Below are 18,155 nucleotides of genomic sequence, written 5' to 3' on the forward strand. Positions count from 1 at the left end.
ATATTGCTGGATCTGGATTGCTATTGATAGAGTTGGGAAAAGGTTCATCAACTGTTCTTTTGGCAGCAGAGGCACAGAAACTGGAATACAACTCTGGGACAAATTAAAGGATATTGAGATAAAAGAAGTCATGACGGATCACTGGAAAGCATATGCAGAGTTTCTTCCAGCGGCGATTCATACTCGATCCAAAGCAGAAACATATACTGTAGAAGGATATAATAGTATATTTAGGCATTTTCTGGCAAGGTTGAGAAGAAAGTCCAAGTGTTATACAAAGAGTATTGAAATGCTGCGGTACTCTGTCCTACTGTTAATGAAATTCAGAAATAAAGAGTTAACTATGTTTGAGTAACAATGCCCTCAGACTTTATTAGTCTCGTCTTTCAGATAAAACTCAATATTGTGATCAGTGTGTATATTCTGCTCATCATTTATCTGCTGTTGAATGCCAAGTTTTTCCTGAACTGTCATTGGTGGGAAATAAGCCAGGTAGGCAAGTATTGTCCCTATAAAAACAAATAATCTGGCAAACATTTGCATAACATCTACTATTGCAATCGTGTCTGTAAGCATGAAATCGAATACAAAAGAAATAGCTACCAAAGGCAGAGCTGTTCTGTACCTAATTCTCTTTGGCATTCTTTGCAGAAATATCAACAACAATAATCCCAGTATCATGGAAGTAGGAATGACAAAAAGTCCCATTAGGTACAAATTGATTGCAGCATCACTGTTGATCATAAAAATGGAACCCCATTCTGTGATCATAGGCCCAACTATGCCACTATCGTAAAGGAATGTAAGATATGCTGCTCCGATAAGTGTGAAAAACAGTGAGATATATTCTCCAATTTTTTTGCTACCCGTTATCACATATATTATAAAGAATACAAGCGGGACAGATATAAAAGCAAAAGGGATAGCTGTAACAAAATACATTATAGCATCGATTTCCTGATTACCTATATAAGCTGCAAACATTCTAATTGTTGTTGGCAAATAGGTAAGTCCCACCATGGTCCAGAATACGATCAATGAAAACAGAGCAGGTTTACTATTCTCTTTATATCTTTCCTTATTTCTGGAAAGTACCCATGCAAATGCAAGGGATGACAATGTGATTGCAAAACATATGGTTCCGTTTAACAGAAGTCCCGGGTTCATTCCTGTCTACTATTAATTAGTTGCATTTTATTTATATATTTTCATTGTGCAAAAGTTACGAGTTTGATGTTTGATATTTCCAACCAAATGGTATTTATATTATTCATTACTATAATAGTAATATATCCAAAAATAATTGGATATAAGAGGAGGATCGTACATGAAAGCAAACAACGCATTATATTTGAAAAAAAATACCAGAGCTCAGGTGGGTATTGGTACTCTTATCATATTCATCGCTATGGTTCTTGTAGCAGCAGTTGCTGCTGCTGTTCTTATTCAGACTTCCGGTACTCTGCAGCAGAAAGCTCAGTCAACCGGTAAACAGGCAACCCAGGAAGTATCATCTAACCTGATGGTAAAGACAATTGAAGGTGTACGTGCTAAGAACAGTGCAACTGATATGTCAAACACTATTGATCTTTTGAAACTTAAGGTCGGTCTTAATGTAGGCAGTTCACCTGTAGACGTAAATCAGGTAGTAATCTCAATTACTGACGGAACAACTGCAAATAACCTTGTATATGCAGGAAATAGTAAATCATATGCTTCAACTGGTGCTGATAATGGTAGCATGGGTTCATTTAGTGATACTGATGCTGCAGCAAACCTACAAAAGTTGTTAACTTCCAATACTACTGTTTTGACCACTACATTCAACAATGCTGATCATTATTATACTGTAGCAAAGATTCGTGATGAAGACTCTTCATTCTCACAGAGTAATCCTGTAATGAATACTGGTGACTTGATCACAGTTTATATTGCAACAACTTCTAGTTCTGCAACAGGTTTTGGTTCTGTTGGAACTACTACTACATCAGGTTTGAAGACATCAGGTCTTAATCTGGTACCAAGGACCACTGTAAACATCGTCCTGACTCCTGAGTCAGGTGCAGCAACAACTGCAGACTTCGTAGCTCCATCTTCATATGGTGTAAAGGAGACTGTACAACTGTATCCATAATCGATTTATGTGCGATTTCTTCGCACATATATTAGGAGCTGATAATTATGAAAGCAAATAATAAATCAATGAGATCGGATGCAAGTGCACAGGTGGGAATTGGTACTCTCATTATCTTCATTGCTATGGTTCTGGTTGCAGCGGTTGCTGCTGCTGTTCTTATTCAGACTTCCGGTACTCTGCAACAGAAAGCTCAGTCAACCGGTAAGCAGGCAACTCAGGAAGTTTCATCTAACCTTATGGTAAAAACCATTGAGGGTATCAGGGCAAAGTCTTCAGCTACAAATATGGCAGCTAATGTTTCTATGCTCGAACTTAAGGTTGGTCTCAATGTTGGTAGTTCTCCAGTAGATGTCAATCAGGTGGTAATCTCAATCACTGATGGTACTAATACTAACAACCTTATTTATGCGAACAATGAACGGACTTATGGGAATGCAATGGCTTCATTTTCGGGTTCTCTCACGGCTGCAGCAAATGTATATAATATGACAACAGCAACACAAGGAACTCCTGGTGACAATGCAAAGTATTTCTTTACTGTCGAAAAGATTCGTGATGAGGATGGTTCTTTCACGCAGTCCGAACCTGTAATGAATACTGGAGATCTTGTGACATTCTATATCTCAACAGTAGCTGCAGGTGATACTGGATTTAATGATATAGGTACTATTAATGTAGGTGGTGCTCAAGATGATACTGGTCTTGTGGTTGGCCCAAGAACTGCTGTCAGTATTGTATTAACGCCAGAATCTGGTGCAGCAACTACCGCTGACTTTATTACACCATCTTCTTATGGTACAAAGGAAACTGTTCAGCTGTATCCATAATGTGAGATTTTAACTCACATTATATTTTCTTCTTTTTTAAAAATCTCTATTTATTGTTTCTTATCTGGAATATTGTTCAGTTTAGTTTTAGGCTTTCTTAACTATGTATTGATATTATTGCAGAATATAGGATTGATTGTACTGGATTAATGACATTTGGGTATTTAGAAGAGACTAAATAGTGCTTTCTTTAATTGTGACGCAAATAATGATGAGAAGTTCACACTACAAAGCGTGAATATTTAATCATTTTTGAACCTTCTTATAAATTACTTGTTTGCAAGTATATAGTACAATAAAAGTGTGTATAAAAAACTATAAAATTGGGCTCCATAGAAAACCTATTAGAACCAACATAAGATGAAACAGGAAATTATCATCACTATTGTGTAATACATTTTGAATTATTGTAAGCTTGACTCATCTTTCAAATATCAAATATTTCTACAGGGCTAAAAATGAATTAATTTTAAAGAAGTTCAGGGCATTCTTTCAATAATCTCGCCCATTCTCTTGTTCTTCTTGTAGAATGCAGTACTGTCTTTCAGGAAATTTGAGGCTGTAATTCCTTTATCCGTAATTACATACCCGCCACGTTTTACTTTTTCAACCAGTCCTTCAAGCTGGAAAACCGTTTTCATTTTGCTTCCAATACTGCCTTTATCTGCAAACTGATCGGTGTATTTTCTGATCTCTGAAAACTCTGTTATTTTACCTTCATTCCTTCCAAGTACTTTCAATATTAATCTATATTGAATATCTCCAGGTCCCTGATGAATTCCTAATGACTGGTAGAACTCTGCTACTGCCTGTTCAAGTTCGACATCAATATCATCAGACATCCAGATCATCCTCCACATCAATGTCGAGATCTTCATCATCATAGAGTTCGTACTGATATTTTTTTATACCAAGTTTTTCCTGCAATGTCAGCGGTGGGAAATAAGCTAAAAATGCCTGAACGGTTCCTATCAGTACAAATATCCTTGCGACAAGTTGCATTACATCAACCATTGTGATCATGTCTGTAAGCATGAAGTCAAATACGAATGATATTGCAACAAGTGGTAGTGCAGTTCTGTATCTAAGGTGTTTTGGCATTTTTTGCAGGAATATTAGCAATAAAAAGCCAATTATCATTGCAGTAGGTATTACAAAAAGTCCCATCAAGTATATGTTAATTGCAATATCACTGTTTATTGTAAATAGGGATGAGTAATTTGAAACAAAGGGTCCAATAACCCCTTTTGTAAATAGCAGCATAAGGTATGATGCACCAAACAGAACAAAAAGAAGCGAAATGTATGCACTTATTTTCTTGTTGCCTACTATAACATACAATATGAAAAATACCAGTGGAACAGCTACAAAAGAGAAAGGAATTGCTGCAAGGCTGTACATCATCAGGTCCAGATTTTCTCTTCCCAGATACGCAGCTACCATCCTGATGGTTGTAGGTAAATAAGTAAGCCCTACAAGCGACCATAATATTACAAGTGACCAGAGAGCAGGTTTACTCTTATCAGTATGCTCATCTTCACTTCGGGCAAGTACCCATGCAAAAGCGAATGATGATATCGTTATTGCAAAACAGATTGTGGCATTTACTAATAAGCCTGCATTCATCTAATCCCTCTGTGTATTATTTATACATTGTTAATATATAATGCTTCCTCATCCTGAAGTCGCAATGTTTGGTGTTTGATATTTCCAACCAATTAATATATATATTATTAAATGATATATAAATTCATCCATATATTTGGATTATAGGAGGATATGCATGAAAGCAAACAACGCATTATATTTGAAAAAAAATACCAGAGCTCAGGTGGGTATTGGTACTCTTATCATATTCATCGCTATGGTTCTTGTAGCAGCTGTTGCGGCTGCTGTTCTGATCCAGACTTCCGGTACTCTGCAGCAGAAAGCTCAGTCAACCGGTAAGCAGGCAACCCAGGAAGTATCATCTAACTTAATGGTCAAAACCATTGAAGGTGTTCGTGCTAAGACATCAGCAACAACAATGTCAGAAACAATTGATCTTCTTAAACTTAAGGTTGGTCTTAACGTAGGAAGTTCTCCTGTAGATGTAAATCAGGTAGTAATATCAATAACTGACGGGACAACTGCAAACAATCTTGTTTATGCAGGAAATCAAAAATCTTATGCATCAACAGGAAATGATGATGGTAATATGACTCCTTTTAGTTCTTCAAGCGCATCTACAAATCTTGGAACTTTATTGACAGGAACTACTACAATAGGCACTGCATTCAATAATTCTGATCATTATTACACTGTAGAGAAGATTCGTGATGAAGATGCTTCATTCTCTCAGAGTAACCCTGTAATGAATACTGGTGATCTTATAACTGTGTACATAGCAACAACATCTTATACCTCAGCAGGAGCCGGCTATTCATATGTTGGATCTACTAGTGTTTCAGGTCTTAAATCTTCAGGTATGAATCTAGTACCAAGGACTACTGTAAACATCGTCCTAACTCCAGAATCTGGTGCAGCAACCACAGCTGACTTTGTAGCACCTTCTTCATATGGTGTTAAGGAAACAGTACAGCTCTATCCATAATGCAAGAGAACTGCAGTGATTTCACTGCAGGTCTTTTACATTGAGAGGTTACTATGATCTCTAATGCCAGTTTTACCAGGAATAAAGCTGCCCAGGTGGGTATTGGTACTCTTATTATATTCATAGCCATGGTGCTGATCGCTGCTGTTGCTGCATCTGTGCTCATTCAGACATCCGGCACACTTCAGCAACAGGCACAATCTACCGGTAAACAGGCTACGCAGGAAGTATCATCCAATCTGATCGTTAAAAGTATAGAAGGTGTACGTGCTAAGACAGGTACTACTAGTATGGCTTCTAATATGTCACTGCTTAAAGTAAAAGTAGGTCTTAATGTTGGAAGCTCTCCCGTTGATCTTAATCAGTTGATCATTACAATGACTGACGGGACTAATACTAATGATCTTATCTATGCCAACAACGATAAGACTTATGGAAATGCAATGGATAATTTCTCATCCTCTAACACTGCAAGTGTAAATCTGGGTCATTTGCTGACGGATACACAAACAACTCCTGGTGCAAATGGCAGATACTTCTTCACTGTGCAAAAAATAAGGGATGAAGATGTTTCATTCACTCAAGGAAATCCTATTATGAATACAGGAGACCTGGTGACTATCTACCTTTCTGTTGTAGCAGACGGTGACACGTCATATACGACAATAGATGGAGTGACAACCAGTGGGAACCAGAAAGATTCTAATCTGGATCTTGCACCACGTACTACTGTTACGATAGTGATGACTCCTGAGGCCGGAGCTACTACAATGGCTGAATTTGTAACTCCTTCTTCGTATGGTACCAGAGAAACGATACAATTATATCCATAAGGTGAAATAATATTCACCTTAACCATTCTTTTTTGAGGGATTGTATGTCACAAAAAATTCTGTTAATAGTTTTGATTCTGATTTTGTCATTTGTTCCACTTTCATCAGCAGATGCAATTTTTACAAATGATTTGAAGGTTCATGATAGATCTATTGATTTTACGATCAATGAAGCATATTCGGGAATTGATGCCGAGGCTTTCAGGTTGAGTCTTGATACTGATAATAATAGTATTGTAAGTGAGCAAGAAGTTGAAGCTTTTGTTGACGAATTCAAAAGGAATAGCACAGGGCAATACTTAGGTTATGTTCTAATAGATAATGGAAATACGGTTCTTTCCCTTGATTCTTTTGATATGCAGCTTTCCGGTGCAGAAGGTAACGTAAATACTTCGGAAATAAAGGTCACAGCTAATATTATTTACGGTGTACCTGTATCATTGGAAGACGGTAAACATAGCATATGGATCCTTGGTCATCCGGCGATTGAAAAAATGAGCATTTCATTTCCTTCAGGAATAGTAGTAAAAAGTATAGATGGCATAGATGAACTTCAGACATCCTGTGATTCCGGAAGGCAGTTATTTGAAGGGCGTAGTGGTATTCGCTCATTTATTGTTGATGATCAGCAGACATTTGAATATGCTGTTATGATTGAAACAGGAAGATCCAAATTTATTGCGGATTTATCTCGCTTTCCTTCATTATTCTAATTTATTTTTCTTTTCTTTTTTCTAATGTGCAATATATACAATTAGTACAAATAAAATTAAGTACTATGTCTATATTATAATAGTTTAATAATAATATTTGATTATCTCAGGTGCTTAAATGAAACACAAGTATTGTTCAGTTATTCTAGTACTCTTTATCCTGATGAGTGTGTATAGTAGTGGTTGTGTCAGTAAGAATCCAGAAGAACAAGTACCTGAAACAGTGACCACGTTTTTGACTGCTATCAACGATGGTGATTTTAACACTGCATTTAATATGTACACGGGTAAAGATTTCCTTGCAGTTGCCAGTATTAAAATGATATTCGGTAATAAGGGAATAGAGCCGGGCAGTATTGAAGATATGAATATTGTTTCTCAAAATATTACCGATACGCTTGCTGCTGTGGAAGTTGAATGTACGGTATTGGACTCAGAGGGTAAAAACAACATTATTCCAATATATTTCACTCTGCAGAACAGCCAGCTTGGATGGATCGTTACAAGGGTATCGTTTACTGTTCCTTTGACTCTGGACAATGCACAAGTTGTTGATGTCCCGGTTGAAACAACAAAAATAGATGTTATTGCGAACAATGCTCCTTTGATATTTATTTTTGCTGTACTGATGCTTGGAGCTGGTCTTTATATTGATAAAAAAGACAAGGCCAAGAAAAAAGAGAACAGCAGAACAATTGATGTTTCAGGTGCAACTCCAATACAAAAAGAATCTATTGCACAATATGTGAAATTTGTTCCTTCTCAGCAGATCACTGTAGGTAAACCTGCAACAGTTGATGTATGGGTGAAAAACTTCACACAGCAGCCATATCATGATTTTGCTATTAAAGCTAAGTTTGCAAATTCCCTTGAACCTGAAAAGATCAATCTGTTCTTTGATACGATAGCTCCCGGGGAAACTGCAAAGAGAACATGGGTGGTGAAACCAAAACTCTCTGGCTGGGCTTCCATTGAAGAGCCAACAGTGGTATTCAATTATGGAGGAACTAAGTACATAGGTGTGCTCGATCCTGTATGGTTACAGGTACAATGATTTTGCAGAATTTATTATATTATGGGTGATATGGGTGTCTTCAGATGAAGAAAAAAATGAGGAACAATCTAAACAGTTGTCTTCAGATGTTATGAAAAAGCTGAACGAGGCATTTCTCTCTTATTTTGATGGAAATAAACCTGACAGCAGCACTATTGACCTTTCAGAAAAAGATGCTATTGTTGATCTTATAAAATCAGGTTTTGTGGATGAAAAAGCAAGTACCCAGGAAAAAGGCACTGAAGCTAAAAAGATGATCGTTATTGGTGAAGGTTTTATTGAGGCAGGGGATGAGACTATAACTTATTCTGATGCCCAGAATATGCAAATTGAGCCAGCTGCAACATTTCCTGCATCTGAAGCAAATGTTCCTGATGTCCTGTCCAGTGCTTTTGATGATGTGTCATATCAGTCTGTTGAAATCGAAATGGATGATGAGAAAAATACTGTAAAGGATGAAGAAAAAGATTACTCAAAAGCCGTATCCGATATTCTACAAAAAACACCAAAGGTTCCAAAAGTTTCATCGTATCATCACAAAGGAAATCAAGCTACTATAAACACACACTCACAGTCTCCTCAGACCGTCAGCAATCAAACTGCTGATGTAAAGGGTCCGCAACAGACAGCTATTCCAAAAAAGAAAATTACTCCAAAGCCAGCAAAGACTGTACAAAAACCGTCGGCACAGGATAATGTAACAGGCTCGGTACCTAAAACGCCATCATTTGCACCTACAAAATCACAAATCAGTACTGTTGCAGGTAAAGGTTCTACTCCTTTGTCTTCCCGGTTTGATGCAAATTCAAAAAAACAGGTTCCGGTATCTTCAGTGAAGCCTGCAGCAGCACAGCAAGCTAAAAGTATCCCCAAGCCTGAAGTTTCTAAGGTCGTTCCCCCGGTATCTCCTGCTCCAACGCCAAATGTTGCAGCAAAAAAGAAAGTTTCAAATGAACCGGCAGCTCCAGTGAATATTGCATTCCTTTACAGTGAGGATCATATGAAGCATGATGCTTCATTACTTTCTATTATTACTCATGAGAAACCTGAACGTATAATCAAGGCCATGTGGTACCTGGAAAAGAACAAGGTTTTTACTGATGGAACATGCACATTGATCAGTGATTTTAAGACTGCCAATGAAGAGGATCTTCACAGGGTCCATGGAAAAGAATATGTTTCTTTCGTAAAATCATATTCTGGTTCGGGTGGAGGATTTTTAGGTGACAGTACGTATATGACATCAGGTTCATATGATATTGCTAAAACAGCAGCAGGTGCAGCTATACAGGCAGGTGACCTGCTTGTTGATAAGAAGTTCAGTCATGCTTTTGTCCTGACACGTCCGCCCGGACATCATGCAAGTTCCCAGAAATATGGAGGTTTCTGTCTTTTTAACAATGCAGCAGTGCTTACAAGGCATCTTCAGCAGAATCGGAAGATTGGTAAAGTACTGATCCTTGACTGGGATGCTCATGCAGGTGACGGTACAATGGAAATATTCTATGAAGATCCTACTGTAATGCTTATCTCTCTTCATCGCGATCCTCATGGATTCTATCCCAGGAAGGGTTTCAGCAATGAAACAGGTGAGAATGCCGGCAAAGGTTATACTATGAATGTGGAAATGCCTGCTGGTTCAAGCAATGAGGAATACATGTATGCTTTTGACGAGGCAGTCATCCCTATGATAGAACATTTTGATCCTGATTTTGTAGTACTTAGCTGTGGTTTTGATGCCCATTATCATGAAATGAATATCGGGCTGGCATTGGATTCAGATGCTTATCACCAGATGACTGCAAAATTGCATTCGGTATTTAAAGGACCTATTGTTTTCCTTCTTGAAGGCGGCTATCATGACTTTAACGGACAATTGTGTCATAGTGTATTGAGTTCTCTTCATGGACGTCCTAATCCGGTTCAGGATAAACAGGAAATATCTAGCTTTAAACAGAACCAACAGAAACAGATATTTGCAGAGGCACAGAAAAAGGTTGCTGAAACAAAAAGCAACCATCCTGTATTACTATCACAGGAGGCCTGATGACCCGGGTAGGTATTACTTTCAATAAAAATCATTATTTACATGATTCATTATTGAATGGCTATCCATGTCCTGAAAATCCTCTGAGGATCAAGAATATAATGGAATATCTTGAGAACAGTGGTCTTATTGATGGCGATCAATTCAGATTCTATGATGCTTTTCAGGCATCTATGATGGATATATTGCGAGTGCACACAAGGGAATATGTGGAACTAATAAAGGCATGCACCATGGACCCTCGTCAGAGTCCTGGCAAAGATGTATACGTTTGTCCTTCTTCTTTTGATGTGATCCTTCAGGCGTTGGGATGTATTCTAAAGGCAGGAGAGCTAGTGATAACAGGTGAATGTAAACATTCTTACGCAATAATTCGTCCTCCGGGTCACCATGCAGGTCCGGAGTCGTGTAATGGTTTCTGCCTGTTCAACAATTCAGGGATTCTGGCTCGTTATCTGCTGGAGGTAAAAGGGCTTGAAAGGATTGCCATAGTCAATATTGATGCACACGCTTCGGATGGAACATATGCTGCTTTTGAAGCGGATCCGCAAGTTTTGTGCATATCGATACATCAGGATCAGAAAACACTTTATCCATTTAAAGGATTCATAAAGGATATTGGTGTTAGACCTGCACTCGGATATTGCATAAACATGGAAATGCCTACTGAATCTGGCAATCCGGAATATTCCCTGTTTTATGATGAAGTTGCAGAAAAAGTGCTTGACAGGTTTAATCCGCAGTTAATTATTCTTGAATGTGGTTTTGATGCTTATCATAAAGAGCCACTGGCAAAATTGAATCTGACTGTAGATGGATACTATAGAATAATATTTAAACTTGCAAGTAAATGGAGCGTTGTAACCTTGCTTGAAGGCGGCTATCATGATGATCTTGGTCTTCTTGCATCTGTTGTCCTGCGAGCACTGGCAGGAATTGAGAATATTGAGGATGAGGTAGATCAGATAGATCTTCTTGCATCAAGACATGCTAAAACCAGAAAAGAATTCAATAATAATCTGTCACATCTGAAAACAAGGCTTGAGCCATATTGGGGTCCATGGGATCGTAGTTAAAGGGTAGTTGGTTAAATGTTCGAACTTGGAAAAAGTGAAGATGGTATTACGTTTTATAAACTTGAACATGCTTTTGAGCTTGACAAGTTGACAATAGGTGAATTCACTTATTTCCGGAAATATCTTGGTATGTCTGATTACCTGTCAAATTTCCAGAGCTGGCTTAAAAGACCCACTGTAGTTCTTGTGGTTGCTGTCAAGGATAGCACTGTGGTTGGCTGGTCCATGAATGAAAAATGGAGTACTCCTGCAAGTGACGGCCGACCTACATTTGTACTGCGTGGGATTGAAGTTTCGCCCAAGCTTGCCAGGACTGGTATGGGAAAAAAGATATTCTGTTTTATTTCAGGAATACTTGTTGGACACATTATTACAAAACCTGTGAACAAGATCGCAAAGCTTTTCTTCGAGTCACTGGATTTTGCAGGATCAACTTACAAGAGTCCTGTAGATCTGGGTAATTATCCCGGTTATCTTATACTTGAGGAGAGTAGAAAGAAGCTAGTAGCATGTGAAGGAATCATTCCCTATGAAGAAAATGTGAAGGCTTGCAGGCTCAAACTTTTCCCAAAGGAAGCAGTCTCTGACTCACTTATTACAATGAAAAAGGAAGCCGATGTGTCAGATTCTTCTAATGAAGTTTCTGAACATGTATCCACACATGTGCCTGGCGAAAACCCTCCGGAAGACAGTCAGGGTCCTGTGGATTTTGAAGGTAAGTTCCTTGGAGAACAAAAAATGATGTCTCCATGTAAATGTGGAAATTATCTGGTGAACAAATATATGCTCTCGGGCAAAAGAAGCGGTACAGCTTTTATATGTGCGAATTGTAGTGTTGAACGCTATTTCCTTCCAATGAAGAAAAAATAGTCGATCTTAGCTTTATTCTTCTATATCATTTCTCTTTTTTCATATTTTAGAGCTGCCAGTTCTATATAATATATTCTAGAAGTGCAAAAGTTATGATTTGTCTCATTTCAACAGAAGGGTATTAATACCGTCAATACAATAGTATCTATAATTATAATACTAGATATATAATTTACTTATATGGGGTCTTTTCATATGGCTCAAGAGCAGGGTATCGCAAAAGTTGATCTTAGTTATATTTATAAAGCAGTGATGATGGGTAATTCCCTTTACTCTGATAATTGGGAAAAAGGTGTTCTCTATCTTACCAATCTCAATCTGTGGTTCTCAGAAGGTGGAGGATGGTTGACAATTCCTCTTAAAAGTGTTACCATGGTAGGCAGGGAAGTTTCGGATCCAATTCGTGTAAAGGCCCAGCGTACGATCGGGACTTCACACATTCTTATGATAGATTATCTTCAGGCTTCATCTGTTGTACAGGGAGCCACGGCTTCAGCTACCGCTTTACTTGCAGGTAATGAAGCGGTTATCAATACGCTCAAAGCTTATCTGCAACCAATGTGTGGCACACCTCCAAAGAAACAATCACTTTCTGACGTTGATAAAAAGCTCCTTTACATGCTCTTCACCGGTGTGAATGATTTGCAGAAACTGACTTTCTTCATTGGTGTCGATAATGACACGCTTGCAGCCAGTTTCAAGAATCTGAGGGAAGCAAACATGTGTGACACTTCAGGAAAGCTTACTGAACAGGGTCTAAAGCAGATCAAGGAGATGATGTGAAATGAATCTAATCACCACAGAGGAGGCAGTATAAATGGCAGATCCTGGTCTTCCTCCGTTTATGACTAATTCAGCTGGTGGTCCTCCTCCTTCAATGGAAGGTAGTTTTGGACAATCAATGGGAGCTTTTGGAGCATTGCTGAAACTCCAGCAGAACATCAGTGACAGGTTCCCAAAAGCCAAGGTTCCCTGGAATGAAACAAGGAAATTCCTTAAAGCGAGCACAATAGAGATGATAAGATCAACATCGCTTTACAAGTTCCATATGAAATTCTTCAAGGATATCGGTCTTGGAAATATGCAACTGATCTCGTATGCGCCAATGCATTACATATTTGCAGTTCCTAACAATCCTGTATGTAATTTCTATCCTGCACTTCAGAACCAGAAGGTATGTGTAGCTACAACTGATGCCTTGCACAGGTTCTTCAGGGAAGATCTGGAACTTGAATGTTCTGTTGAGGAAACCGAGTGTATCAAGAATGGGGACCCAGTTTGTAAATTCAAGGTTGATCTCCAGCCTATATCCGCATATCAGGTTATGCTTGATGAGTATGATAAAAAGATATTATCAAGTATCAGACCGCCTGTTGATGACAATGAGCTCAGGGACAGGGTAAGGACACTCACGATCTACAAATTACTTGACAGCGGTCGTCTGTCTGAAATTGGTAATGCTTACATGCAGTTTGCCAGCAACATGCCTGTACAGGAGAAGATATTTGACCCTCCATGGAAGCTCCAGGAAGAACTTTCTTCCATAGCTGAATCACACAATACTTTTGGCGGTGCTTTCGGTGCAATGGCCCAAAAGATACAGGTACCGGATAATTCTGCTCCGGCTGCACCTACACCGGCTGTGTCTGAGGAAACCGCAAAATTACAGGAAGAAGCTAAAAAGACGGATAGTTTTGCCGAGCTTCTTGCTAAAATGAAGAAGGAGCAGCAGTGATTATTATGGCAGGTTACAGATCAGTTTCACCATATACGCACCTGGATGAATTCATTGGTGAGAATGTAAGGGTGATAACAAATAGTTCACATTACAGAGGTGAATGTGAAAAGATAGACCGGAAAAATAACAATGTGATCCTTAAAAATGTTGTTAAGAAAAATGAAACCGGATGGGTAGAAGTTAGTGACTATATGTTGGTCATGGGTCACTCAATCGAGTCGGTCTATGTTGAAAAGAGTTTTCCTTTTGACAGCAATGAATCGCTCATTCTTTCAATTGAGAATGGGTCTAAGCTTCCAGATCCTCAACCAGGTATTGAAGGACTGGATGAAATTACAGAAAATATTGAGATTACAGATATTACTGAATTAAGCAGCTTTGATGAAGTGATACTTCCGGAGGAATTAAAATGAGCAGCGAAACACGAATACCAACCGGAATTGCAGGCCTTGACAGGGTAATTGAAGGAGGGGTACGTGACAAAAGTACCATGCTGGTAGTAGGTTCAAGTGGTACAGGAAAATCAACATTTGCAATGCAATACCTTAACTATGGACTTGAACACGGTGAAAATGCACTGTACATAAGTATGGAAGAACCACCTGAACAGATCCTAAGGGAAGCAAAGATGCTAGGTTTTAATCTTGACAGTTATTATGAGAAAGAGCTTTTCTTCTTCCATTCCAAAGGTAAAGACTTTGTGAAACTTGTGGATGAGCAGCTTCCGGCTCTTGTGGAAGCCAACAAGAACTATGCGGTGAAAACCCGTGTTGTTATCGATCCACTGACCCCGCTTATATGGGCTATACAGGATAAACAGGAGCAGCGTGAGGTTATTACCAAACTGTTCTACACACTGAAACAACTGGGTCCGGTTCTTATCACAACAGAAGAACACGCATCTCCTGGTGAGACCATTGGAGAAGATGTATTGATCCCGATCTACATGTCTGATGGTGCAGTTCACCTGACATACAGGCCGATAGGAGGAGCTTTTAACAGGGCTCTTGAGATTGTAAAGATGCGTGCAACCAGGCATGGTGAGGAAGTTTATCCATATATCTTCGTTCGTGGTGTTGGTGTGGTAGTAAGAACAACGCCTCTGGTATCTGCGGAAGATGTACGCAAGTATGACGATGTCTTTGATAAGGCTATACGTACTGCTGCTGATCTGGGTGCTAACGAAAGGATACTTGAACGCCTTGTTTATGTCAAAGAGAACTGGTCATATCCATTCTCCCCGAAGGAAACCCTGCAGATATTCTTCGAGTCCCAGGGTCTTAATGATACCATTACAAAGGAAGAACTTGAGAAACGCAGGGAAGAGGCGGCTTCAAAGGCAGCAGCATCAATCGCTCCTGAATCTGCAGAGACTGTGCAGCCGGATGCTGGCATGATGCAGGAAGAAGAACCTTCACAGGAAGATGAACCGCTGATAGAAATAGACAATCTTAGTGAACTGGAAGAAATGATCCAATGATTAACTGAGGTGGGTTGACGTGTCAGTTAAAAAAACAAAAGATGACCTTGAGGATGTTTCCCTTTTGAAGTTTGCTCTGGTCGCACAGCTTAAAAGGACACACCAATCCAGTGATGTGGATGTACTGCTCTTTGCCGGTGCTGACGGAAAGATCTATGCATCCTACATACCGGAGAGTATTGGCCCTAAGATATTTGAGCTGACCAATCTTATCAGCAATAATCTGTTGCATGTTAGCCAGCAGCTTGAAATGGGACTGAAGCAGTCAGTTATCGAATATGAGTTTGGCACTGTTATTTTCTCATCAGTGGGACGCGGAGCTCTTTTGATCTCTCTGTTCACAGGAAAAGCTGATCTTACTGAGAACATGGATAAGATTGAGATTGCCAAAGCTGTTATCCGCCATGTTTTCGAACAGCGTCCAATGACAAAAGAACAACTGGCAACTTACCCTGAAGAAGTAGCAAGTGAATTACGTATATTGGCAAAGATAGTCTTTGATGAGATGTACACCCAGTCTTCCGAGTACAAGAAGAATATGGAGATTCTTGCTGATATCAAGGAGAAGATCACTAGTGTCATGGGAAGGGGTGAAGTTGAGCAGGTACTTGCAATGGCTTTCAATGAGATTGCCTCTTCACCTAAGTGGATGACCGAAGACCTGTGGCCTCTACTTGTTGAAATGATAATCCGGGATCAGATACGTCCTTTACATGGTGATTATGTGGCAGATGTATGCGAAGCTGAATGGATACCGGACATTAAACATAAACTTGAGTCTTTTGTGTGATGGGTGAGCTGTTATGGATGACGAAATATGCACACTGGAAAAATGTGATACTGAAACAATGAGAAATGAAGTTTCACAGAGCACCCAACAGGATTATACCATTGAGCTTAGCGAAGATGATCACGGTTCTGATGTTACAGGGTCAATGGAAGATTGCGAAACTTATGTTGAAGATATTACAGATTCAAACTTGAAGCGGACAGGAAACGCAGATAATGAAATAGGTAACAGTGCAGATATTATGGATGACAGTTCTGTGCATTCGGAAAGGCCGATTCCGGCCAGTGCAAAGTCCCTTATAATTGTGGATGACAAATCAAGTCTCATGAATAAGCAGCGTAAATATGTTCATGCTGCTTCTGGTATTGAGTCAGATTCCAAACTTTCAAACTCTGAACTCATTACAAGGCTTGAAGATGCCGAAAGTCGCTACAATGAGCTTGAAACTCGTTTGTTCATATTTGAAGAAAAGTTCAATGACATGCAGAAAAAGATGGCAGATGAACTTGAATCAAGTGGTGATAAATTATCCACTTTAGAGAATGATCTGTATTCTAAAGTCCATGAATCTGATTATAAACAACTAAGGAAGGACTTTGATCAGTTTTCCAAAAGACTCAGGCGTGTTGCACAGGCAGAGGATTCTGTAAATGCAGAGTCACTGGATCCGACAAAAGTTCCGCCTGATGTTCTGGAAATTACCTATGCAAAGACCCTGAATGATCTTTATGGTGCCATGATCTCCATTTATGGAGACCGTGAATCTGCTGATATGGTGGAAACTGCCAGAGACCGTGTTCGCGAATTCAGTGCAGGTGTTGATTTTTTCAGGTTTGAGAATGAGGTTTTTGTGGTCAGAGGGCTCTCGGATGCTATTTCTTCTAAGATAGTTTCCGTTAAGCAGATACATGGAACCTATGTTGAACTGTTCAAAATGCTATTCCAGCATGTTCCTAATTATAATTCACAGGATTTCCGTTCTTTTGTAGAGACCGGCAGCCGGGAATATACAATTGAAAAGGTGGTTTCTCATGAAAGACATCTTGAAAAGATAGTTTCAGATCTGACCGAACACAAGGGTGAACTGGATAATCTTACTGAGAATGTAAGCTTTATAGCTGAACTTCAGAATAACCAGCTTGAGGAAACTGCTTCCAATACTCAGCAACTTGAAGATATCAAAGAGCAGATGAAAAGTATTGCCAAAGCTGTGAATTTGCACACTAAGGCAATAACCAAGTTGAACCGCACACTTAAAGAGCTGAATTCTTCTGAGCCAGTTCCTCCTGTTACAGAACAAGGAAACGAAATAACTACAGGTTCATCGGTTTCTGAGCAGGCTGAACAGGAAAGTGAGGCGTCAAATTCAAACAAAGAAGAAATAACTGCAATAGCCGGGGAAATAGAATCTTTTAAGGTCGTTGTAGGCGGAATGTTCAATTCCCTGCAGGAACAGCTTCATATTCATATTCCGGGCTATGAGGAATCTTTTATCCATGATTATCCTGAGCAAATTGCACAGGAGACAGAAGTTCCTCTGCAGGACAATCTGATTGAAGGTGCTTTCACTGAAGACTCTCCTGATATTAATGTCCAGGCAGCTCAATTAGGACAGGATGAGTTCTTGACAGATCCAGTAGATGATACTGTTGAATCTGATCAGATGTTTGCAGACCAGTCGCCAATGCAGGCTGAAACGGCTGAGATCGCTTCAGAACCGTTAAATCTTGAGGAATTTGCACCGGATAAGGAAAATCTGATTGCAGAAACAGAAAACATGCCAGTCGATTTTGAACCTGCTGAAATTGCTCCTGAAGAAGTCCCTCTTGATCTTGAGTCTTTAGATATGAACCCTGAAGAGGTTCCAGTTGAGTTTGAATCTTCAGAATTTGTACCTGAAGAAGTCCCTCTTGATCTTGAATCTTTGGATATGGATTCTGAAGAGGTTCCAGTTGAGTTTGAGTCTTCAGAATTTGTACCTGAAGAAGTTCCTCTTG

General features: G+C 39.2%; 19 protein-coding genes. 16 read left to right on the top strand and 3 right to left on the bottom strand.

The features are described 5' to 3' along the window. On the top strand, positions 1-355 hold a 355-nt coding region (locus tag BLP52_RS09280), incomplete at its 5' end, for an IS1 family transposase (protein WP_154717833.1). Positions 356-363: 8 nt separating this feature from the next. On the opposite strand, the gene BLP52_RS09285 is transcribed toward BLP52_RS09280, so the two are convergent. Further along, positions 364-1,167, bottom strand: coding sequence for a hypothetical protein (locus BLP52_RS09285; RefSeq protein ID WP_091710215.1), 804 nt, complete (start codon positions 1,165-1,167; stop codon positions 364-366). A gap of 160 nt (positions 1,168-1,327) precedes the next feature. Here BLP52_RS09285 and BLP52_RS09290 point away from each other — a divergent pair, with 160 nt between their 5' ends. Together BLP52_RS09290 and BLP52_RS09295 are read left to right on the top strand one after the other, a co-directional pair. Next, positions 1,328-2,134, top strand: a complete 807-nt coding sequence (locus tag BLP52_RS09290; protein WP_091710216.1) for an archaellin/type IV pilin N-terminal domain-containing protein — start codon at positions 1,328-1,330, stop codon at positions 2,132-2,134. A gap of 47 nt (positions 2,135-2,181) precedes the next feature. After that, positions 2,182-2,964, top strand: coding sequence for an archaellin/type IV pilin N-terminal domain-containing protein (locus BLP52_RS09295; protein ID WP_091710217.1), 783 nt, complete (start codon positions 2,182-2,184; stop codon positions 2,962-2,964). A gap of 479 nt (positions 2,965-3,443) precedes the next feature. Here BLP52_RS09295 and BLP52_RS09300 read toward each other — a convergent pair whose 3' ends face one another. Together BLP52_RS09300 and BLP52_RS09305 are read right to left on the bottom strand one after the other, a co-directional pair. Then, a complete protein-coding gene (locus BLP52_RS09300; RefSeq protein ID WP_023843870.1) occupies positions 3,444-3,806 on the bottom strand; it encodes a hypothetical protein in 363 nt (120 codons plus the stop codon). Then, positions 3,799-4,590 carry a hypothetical protein gene (locus BLP52_RS09305; protein ID WP_091710218.1) on the bottom strand — a complete coding sequence of 264 codons (792 nt, stop codon included), beginning with the start codon at positions 4,588-4,590 and terminating at the stop codon, positions 3,799-3,801. The genes BLP52_RS09300 and BLP52_RS09305 overlap by 8 nt, the downstream gene beginning before the upstream one ends. A 157-nt stretch (positions 4,591-4,747) precedes the next feature. Here BLP52_RS09305 and BLP52_RS09310 point away from each other — a divergent pair, with 157 nt between their 5' ends. The 13 genes from BLP52_RS09310 to BLP52_RS09370 form a co-directional block, all read left to right on the top strand. After that, on the top strand, positions 4,748-5,557 hold the full coding sequence (locus BLP52_RS09310; RefSeq protein ID WP_091710219.1) for an archaellin/type IV pilin N-terminal domain-containing protein: 810 nt from the start codon (positions 4,748-4,750) through the stop codon (positions 5,555-5,557). A gap of 53 nt (positions 5,558-5,610) precedes the next feature. Beyond that, positions 5,611-6,390, top strand: a complete 780-nt coding sequence (locus tag BLP52_RS09315) for an archaellin/type IV pilin N-terminal domain-containing protein (RefSeq protein WP_091710220.1) — start codon at positions 5,611-5,613, stop codon at positions 6,388-6,390. 44 nt (positions 6,391-6,434) lie between these two features. Next, a complete protein-coding gene (locus tag BLP52_RS09320; RefSeq protein ID WP_091710221.1) occupies positions 6,435-7,103 on the top strand; it encodes a hypothetical protein in 669 nt (222 codons plus the stop codon). Between the two features lie 163 nt (positions 7,104-7,266). After that, positions 7,267-8,157 (top strand): hypothetical protein, encoded by an 891-nt coding sequence (locus tag BLP52_RS09325; protein ID WP_238380775.1) that lies wholly within the window; start codon positions 7,267-7,269, stop codon positions 8,155-8,157. A gap of 34 nt (positions 8,158-8,191) precedes the next feature. Next, complete coding sequence (locus BLP52_RS09330; RefSeq protein WP_154717834.1) at positions 8,192-10,204, top strand: histone deacetylase; 2,013 nt, start codon at positions 8,192-8,194, stop codon at positions 10,202-10,204. Continuing rightward, on the top strand, positions 10,204-11,280 hold the full coding sequence (locus BLP52_RS09335) for a histone deacetylase family protein (RefSeq protein ID WP_091710224.1): 1,077 nt from the start codon (positions 10,204-10,206) through the stop codon (positions 11,278-11,280). Before BLP52_RS09330 ends, BLP52_RS09335 begins: the two co-directional genes overlap by 1 nt. 15 nt (positions 11,281-11,295) lie before the next feature. Then, a complete protein-coding gene (locus BLP52_RS09340; RefSeq protein ID WP_091710225.1) occupies positions 11,296-12,150 on the top strand; it encodes a hypothetical protein in 855 nt (284 codons plus the stop codon). Positions 12,151-12,345: 195 nt separating this feature from the next. Continuing rightward, positions 12,346-12,933, top strand: a complete 588-nt coding sequence (locus BLP52_RS09345; RefSeq protein WP_091710226.1) for a hypothetical protein — start codon at positions 12,346-12,348, stop codon at positions 12,931-12,933. A gap of 34 nt (positions 12,934-12,967) precedes the next feature. Then, complete coding sequence (locus BLP52_RS09350) at positions 12,968-13,885, top strand: hypothetical protein (protein ID WP_091710227.1); 918 nt, start codon at positions 12,968-12,970, stop codon at positions 13,883-13,885. Between the two features lie 5 nt (positions 13,886-13,890). Beyond that, a complete protein-coding gene (locus tag BLP52_RS09355) occupies positions 13,891-14,301 on the top strand; it encodes a hypothetical protein (RefSeq protein ID WP_202905762.1) in 411 nt (136 codons plus the stop codon). Further along, positions 14,298-15,368 carry an RAD55 family ATPase gene (locus BLP52_RS09360; RefSeq protein WP_091710228.1) on the top strand — a complete coding sequence of 357 codons (1,071 nt, stop codon included), beginning with the start codon at positions 14,298-14,300 and terminating at the stop codon, positions 15,366-15,368. Before BLP52_RS09355 ends, BLP52_RS09360 begins: the two co-directional genes overlap by 4 nt. A gap of 19 nt (positions 15,369-15,387) precedes the next feature. Beyond that, entirely contained in the window at positions 15,388-16,158 is a 771-nt protein-coding gene (locus BLP52_RS09365) for a roadblock/LC7 domain-containing protein (RefSeq protein ID WP_091710229.1), read from the top strand. 13 nt (positions 16,159-16,171) lie between these two features. Further along, positions 16,172-18,155 (top strand): hypothetical protein (locus BLP52_RS09370; RefSeq protein WP_202905763.1); only part of this gene is annotated, 1,984 nt, incomplete at its 3' end.

Source organism: Methanolobus vulcani, from assembly GCF_900100715.1.
GTDB classification, from domain to species: domain Archaea; phylum Halobacteriota; class Methanosarcinia; order Methanosarcinales; family Methanosarcinaceae; genus Methanolobus; species Methanolobus vulcani.

What these genes read in the sequence shown, in the direction of transcription:
- BLP52_RS09355 (WP_202905762.1), top strand. Translation starts at nt 13,891, where the DNA reads ATGGCAGGTTACAGATCAGTTTCACCATATACGCACCTGGATGAATTC.
- BLP52_RS09300 (WP_023843870.1), bottom strand. Translation starts at nt 3,806, where the DNA reads ATGTCTGATGATATTGATGTCGAACTTGAACAGGCAGTAGCAGAGTTC.
- BLP52_RS09340 (WP_091710225.1), top strand. Translation starts at nt 11,296, where the DNA reads ATGTTCGAACTTGGAAAAAGTGAAGATGGTATTACGTTTTATAAACTT.
- BLP52_RS09305 (WP_091710218.1), bottom strand. Translation starts at nt 4,590, where the DNA reads ATGAATGCAGGCTTATTAGTAAATGCCACAATCTGTTTTGCAATAACG.
- BLP52_RS09295 (WP_091710217.1), top strand. Translation starts at nt 2,182, where the DNA reads ATGAAAGCAAATAATAAATCAATGAGATCGGATGCAAGTGCACAGGTG.
- BLP52_RS09345 (WP_091710226.1), top strand. Translation starts at nt 12,346, where the DNA reads ATGGCTCAAGAGCAGGGTATCGCAAAAGTTGATCTTAGTTATATTTAT.
- BLP52_RS09360 (WP_091710228.1), top strand. Translation starts at nt 14,298, where the DNA reads ATGAGCAGCGAAACACGAATACCAACCGGAATTGCAGGCCTTGACAGG.
- BLP52_RS09310 (WP_091710219.1), top strand. Translation starts at nt 4,748, where the DNA reads ATGAAAGCAAACAACGCATTATATTTGAAAAAAAATACCAGAGCTCAG.
- BLP52_RS09315 (WP_091710220.1), top strand. Translation starts at nt 5,611, where the DNA reads ATGATCTCTAATGCCAGTTTTACCAGGAATAAAGCTGCCCAGGTGGGT.
- BLP52_RS09320 (WP_091710221.1), top strand. Translation starts at nt 6,435, where the DNA reads ATGTCACAAAAAATTCTGTTAATAGTTTTGATTCTGATTTTGTCATTT.
- BLP52_RS09350 (WP_091710227.1), top strand. Translation starts at nt 12,968, where the DNA reads ATGGCAGATCCTGGTCTTCCTCCGTTTATGACTAATTCAGCTGGTGGT.
- BLP52_RS09290 (WP_091710216.1), top strand. Translation starts at nt 1,328, where the DNA reads ATGAAAGCAAACAACGCATTATATTTGAAAAAAAATACCAGAGCTCAG.
- BLP52_RS09285 (WP_091710215.1), bottom strand. Translation starts at nt 1,167, where the DNA reads ATGAACCCGGGACTTCTGTTAAACGGAACCATATGTTTTGCAATCACA.
- BLP52_RS09335 (WP_091710224.1), top strand. Translation starts at nt 10,204, where the DNA reads ATGACCCGGGTAGGTATTACTTTCAATAAAAATCATTATTTACATGAT.
- BLP52_RS09325 (WP_238380775.1), top strand. Translation starts at nt 7,267, where the DNA reads ATGAGTGTGTATAGTAGTGGTTGTGTCAGTAAGAATCCAGAAGAACAA.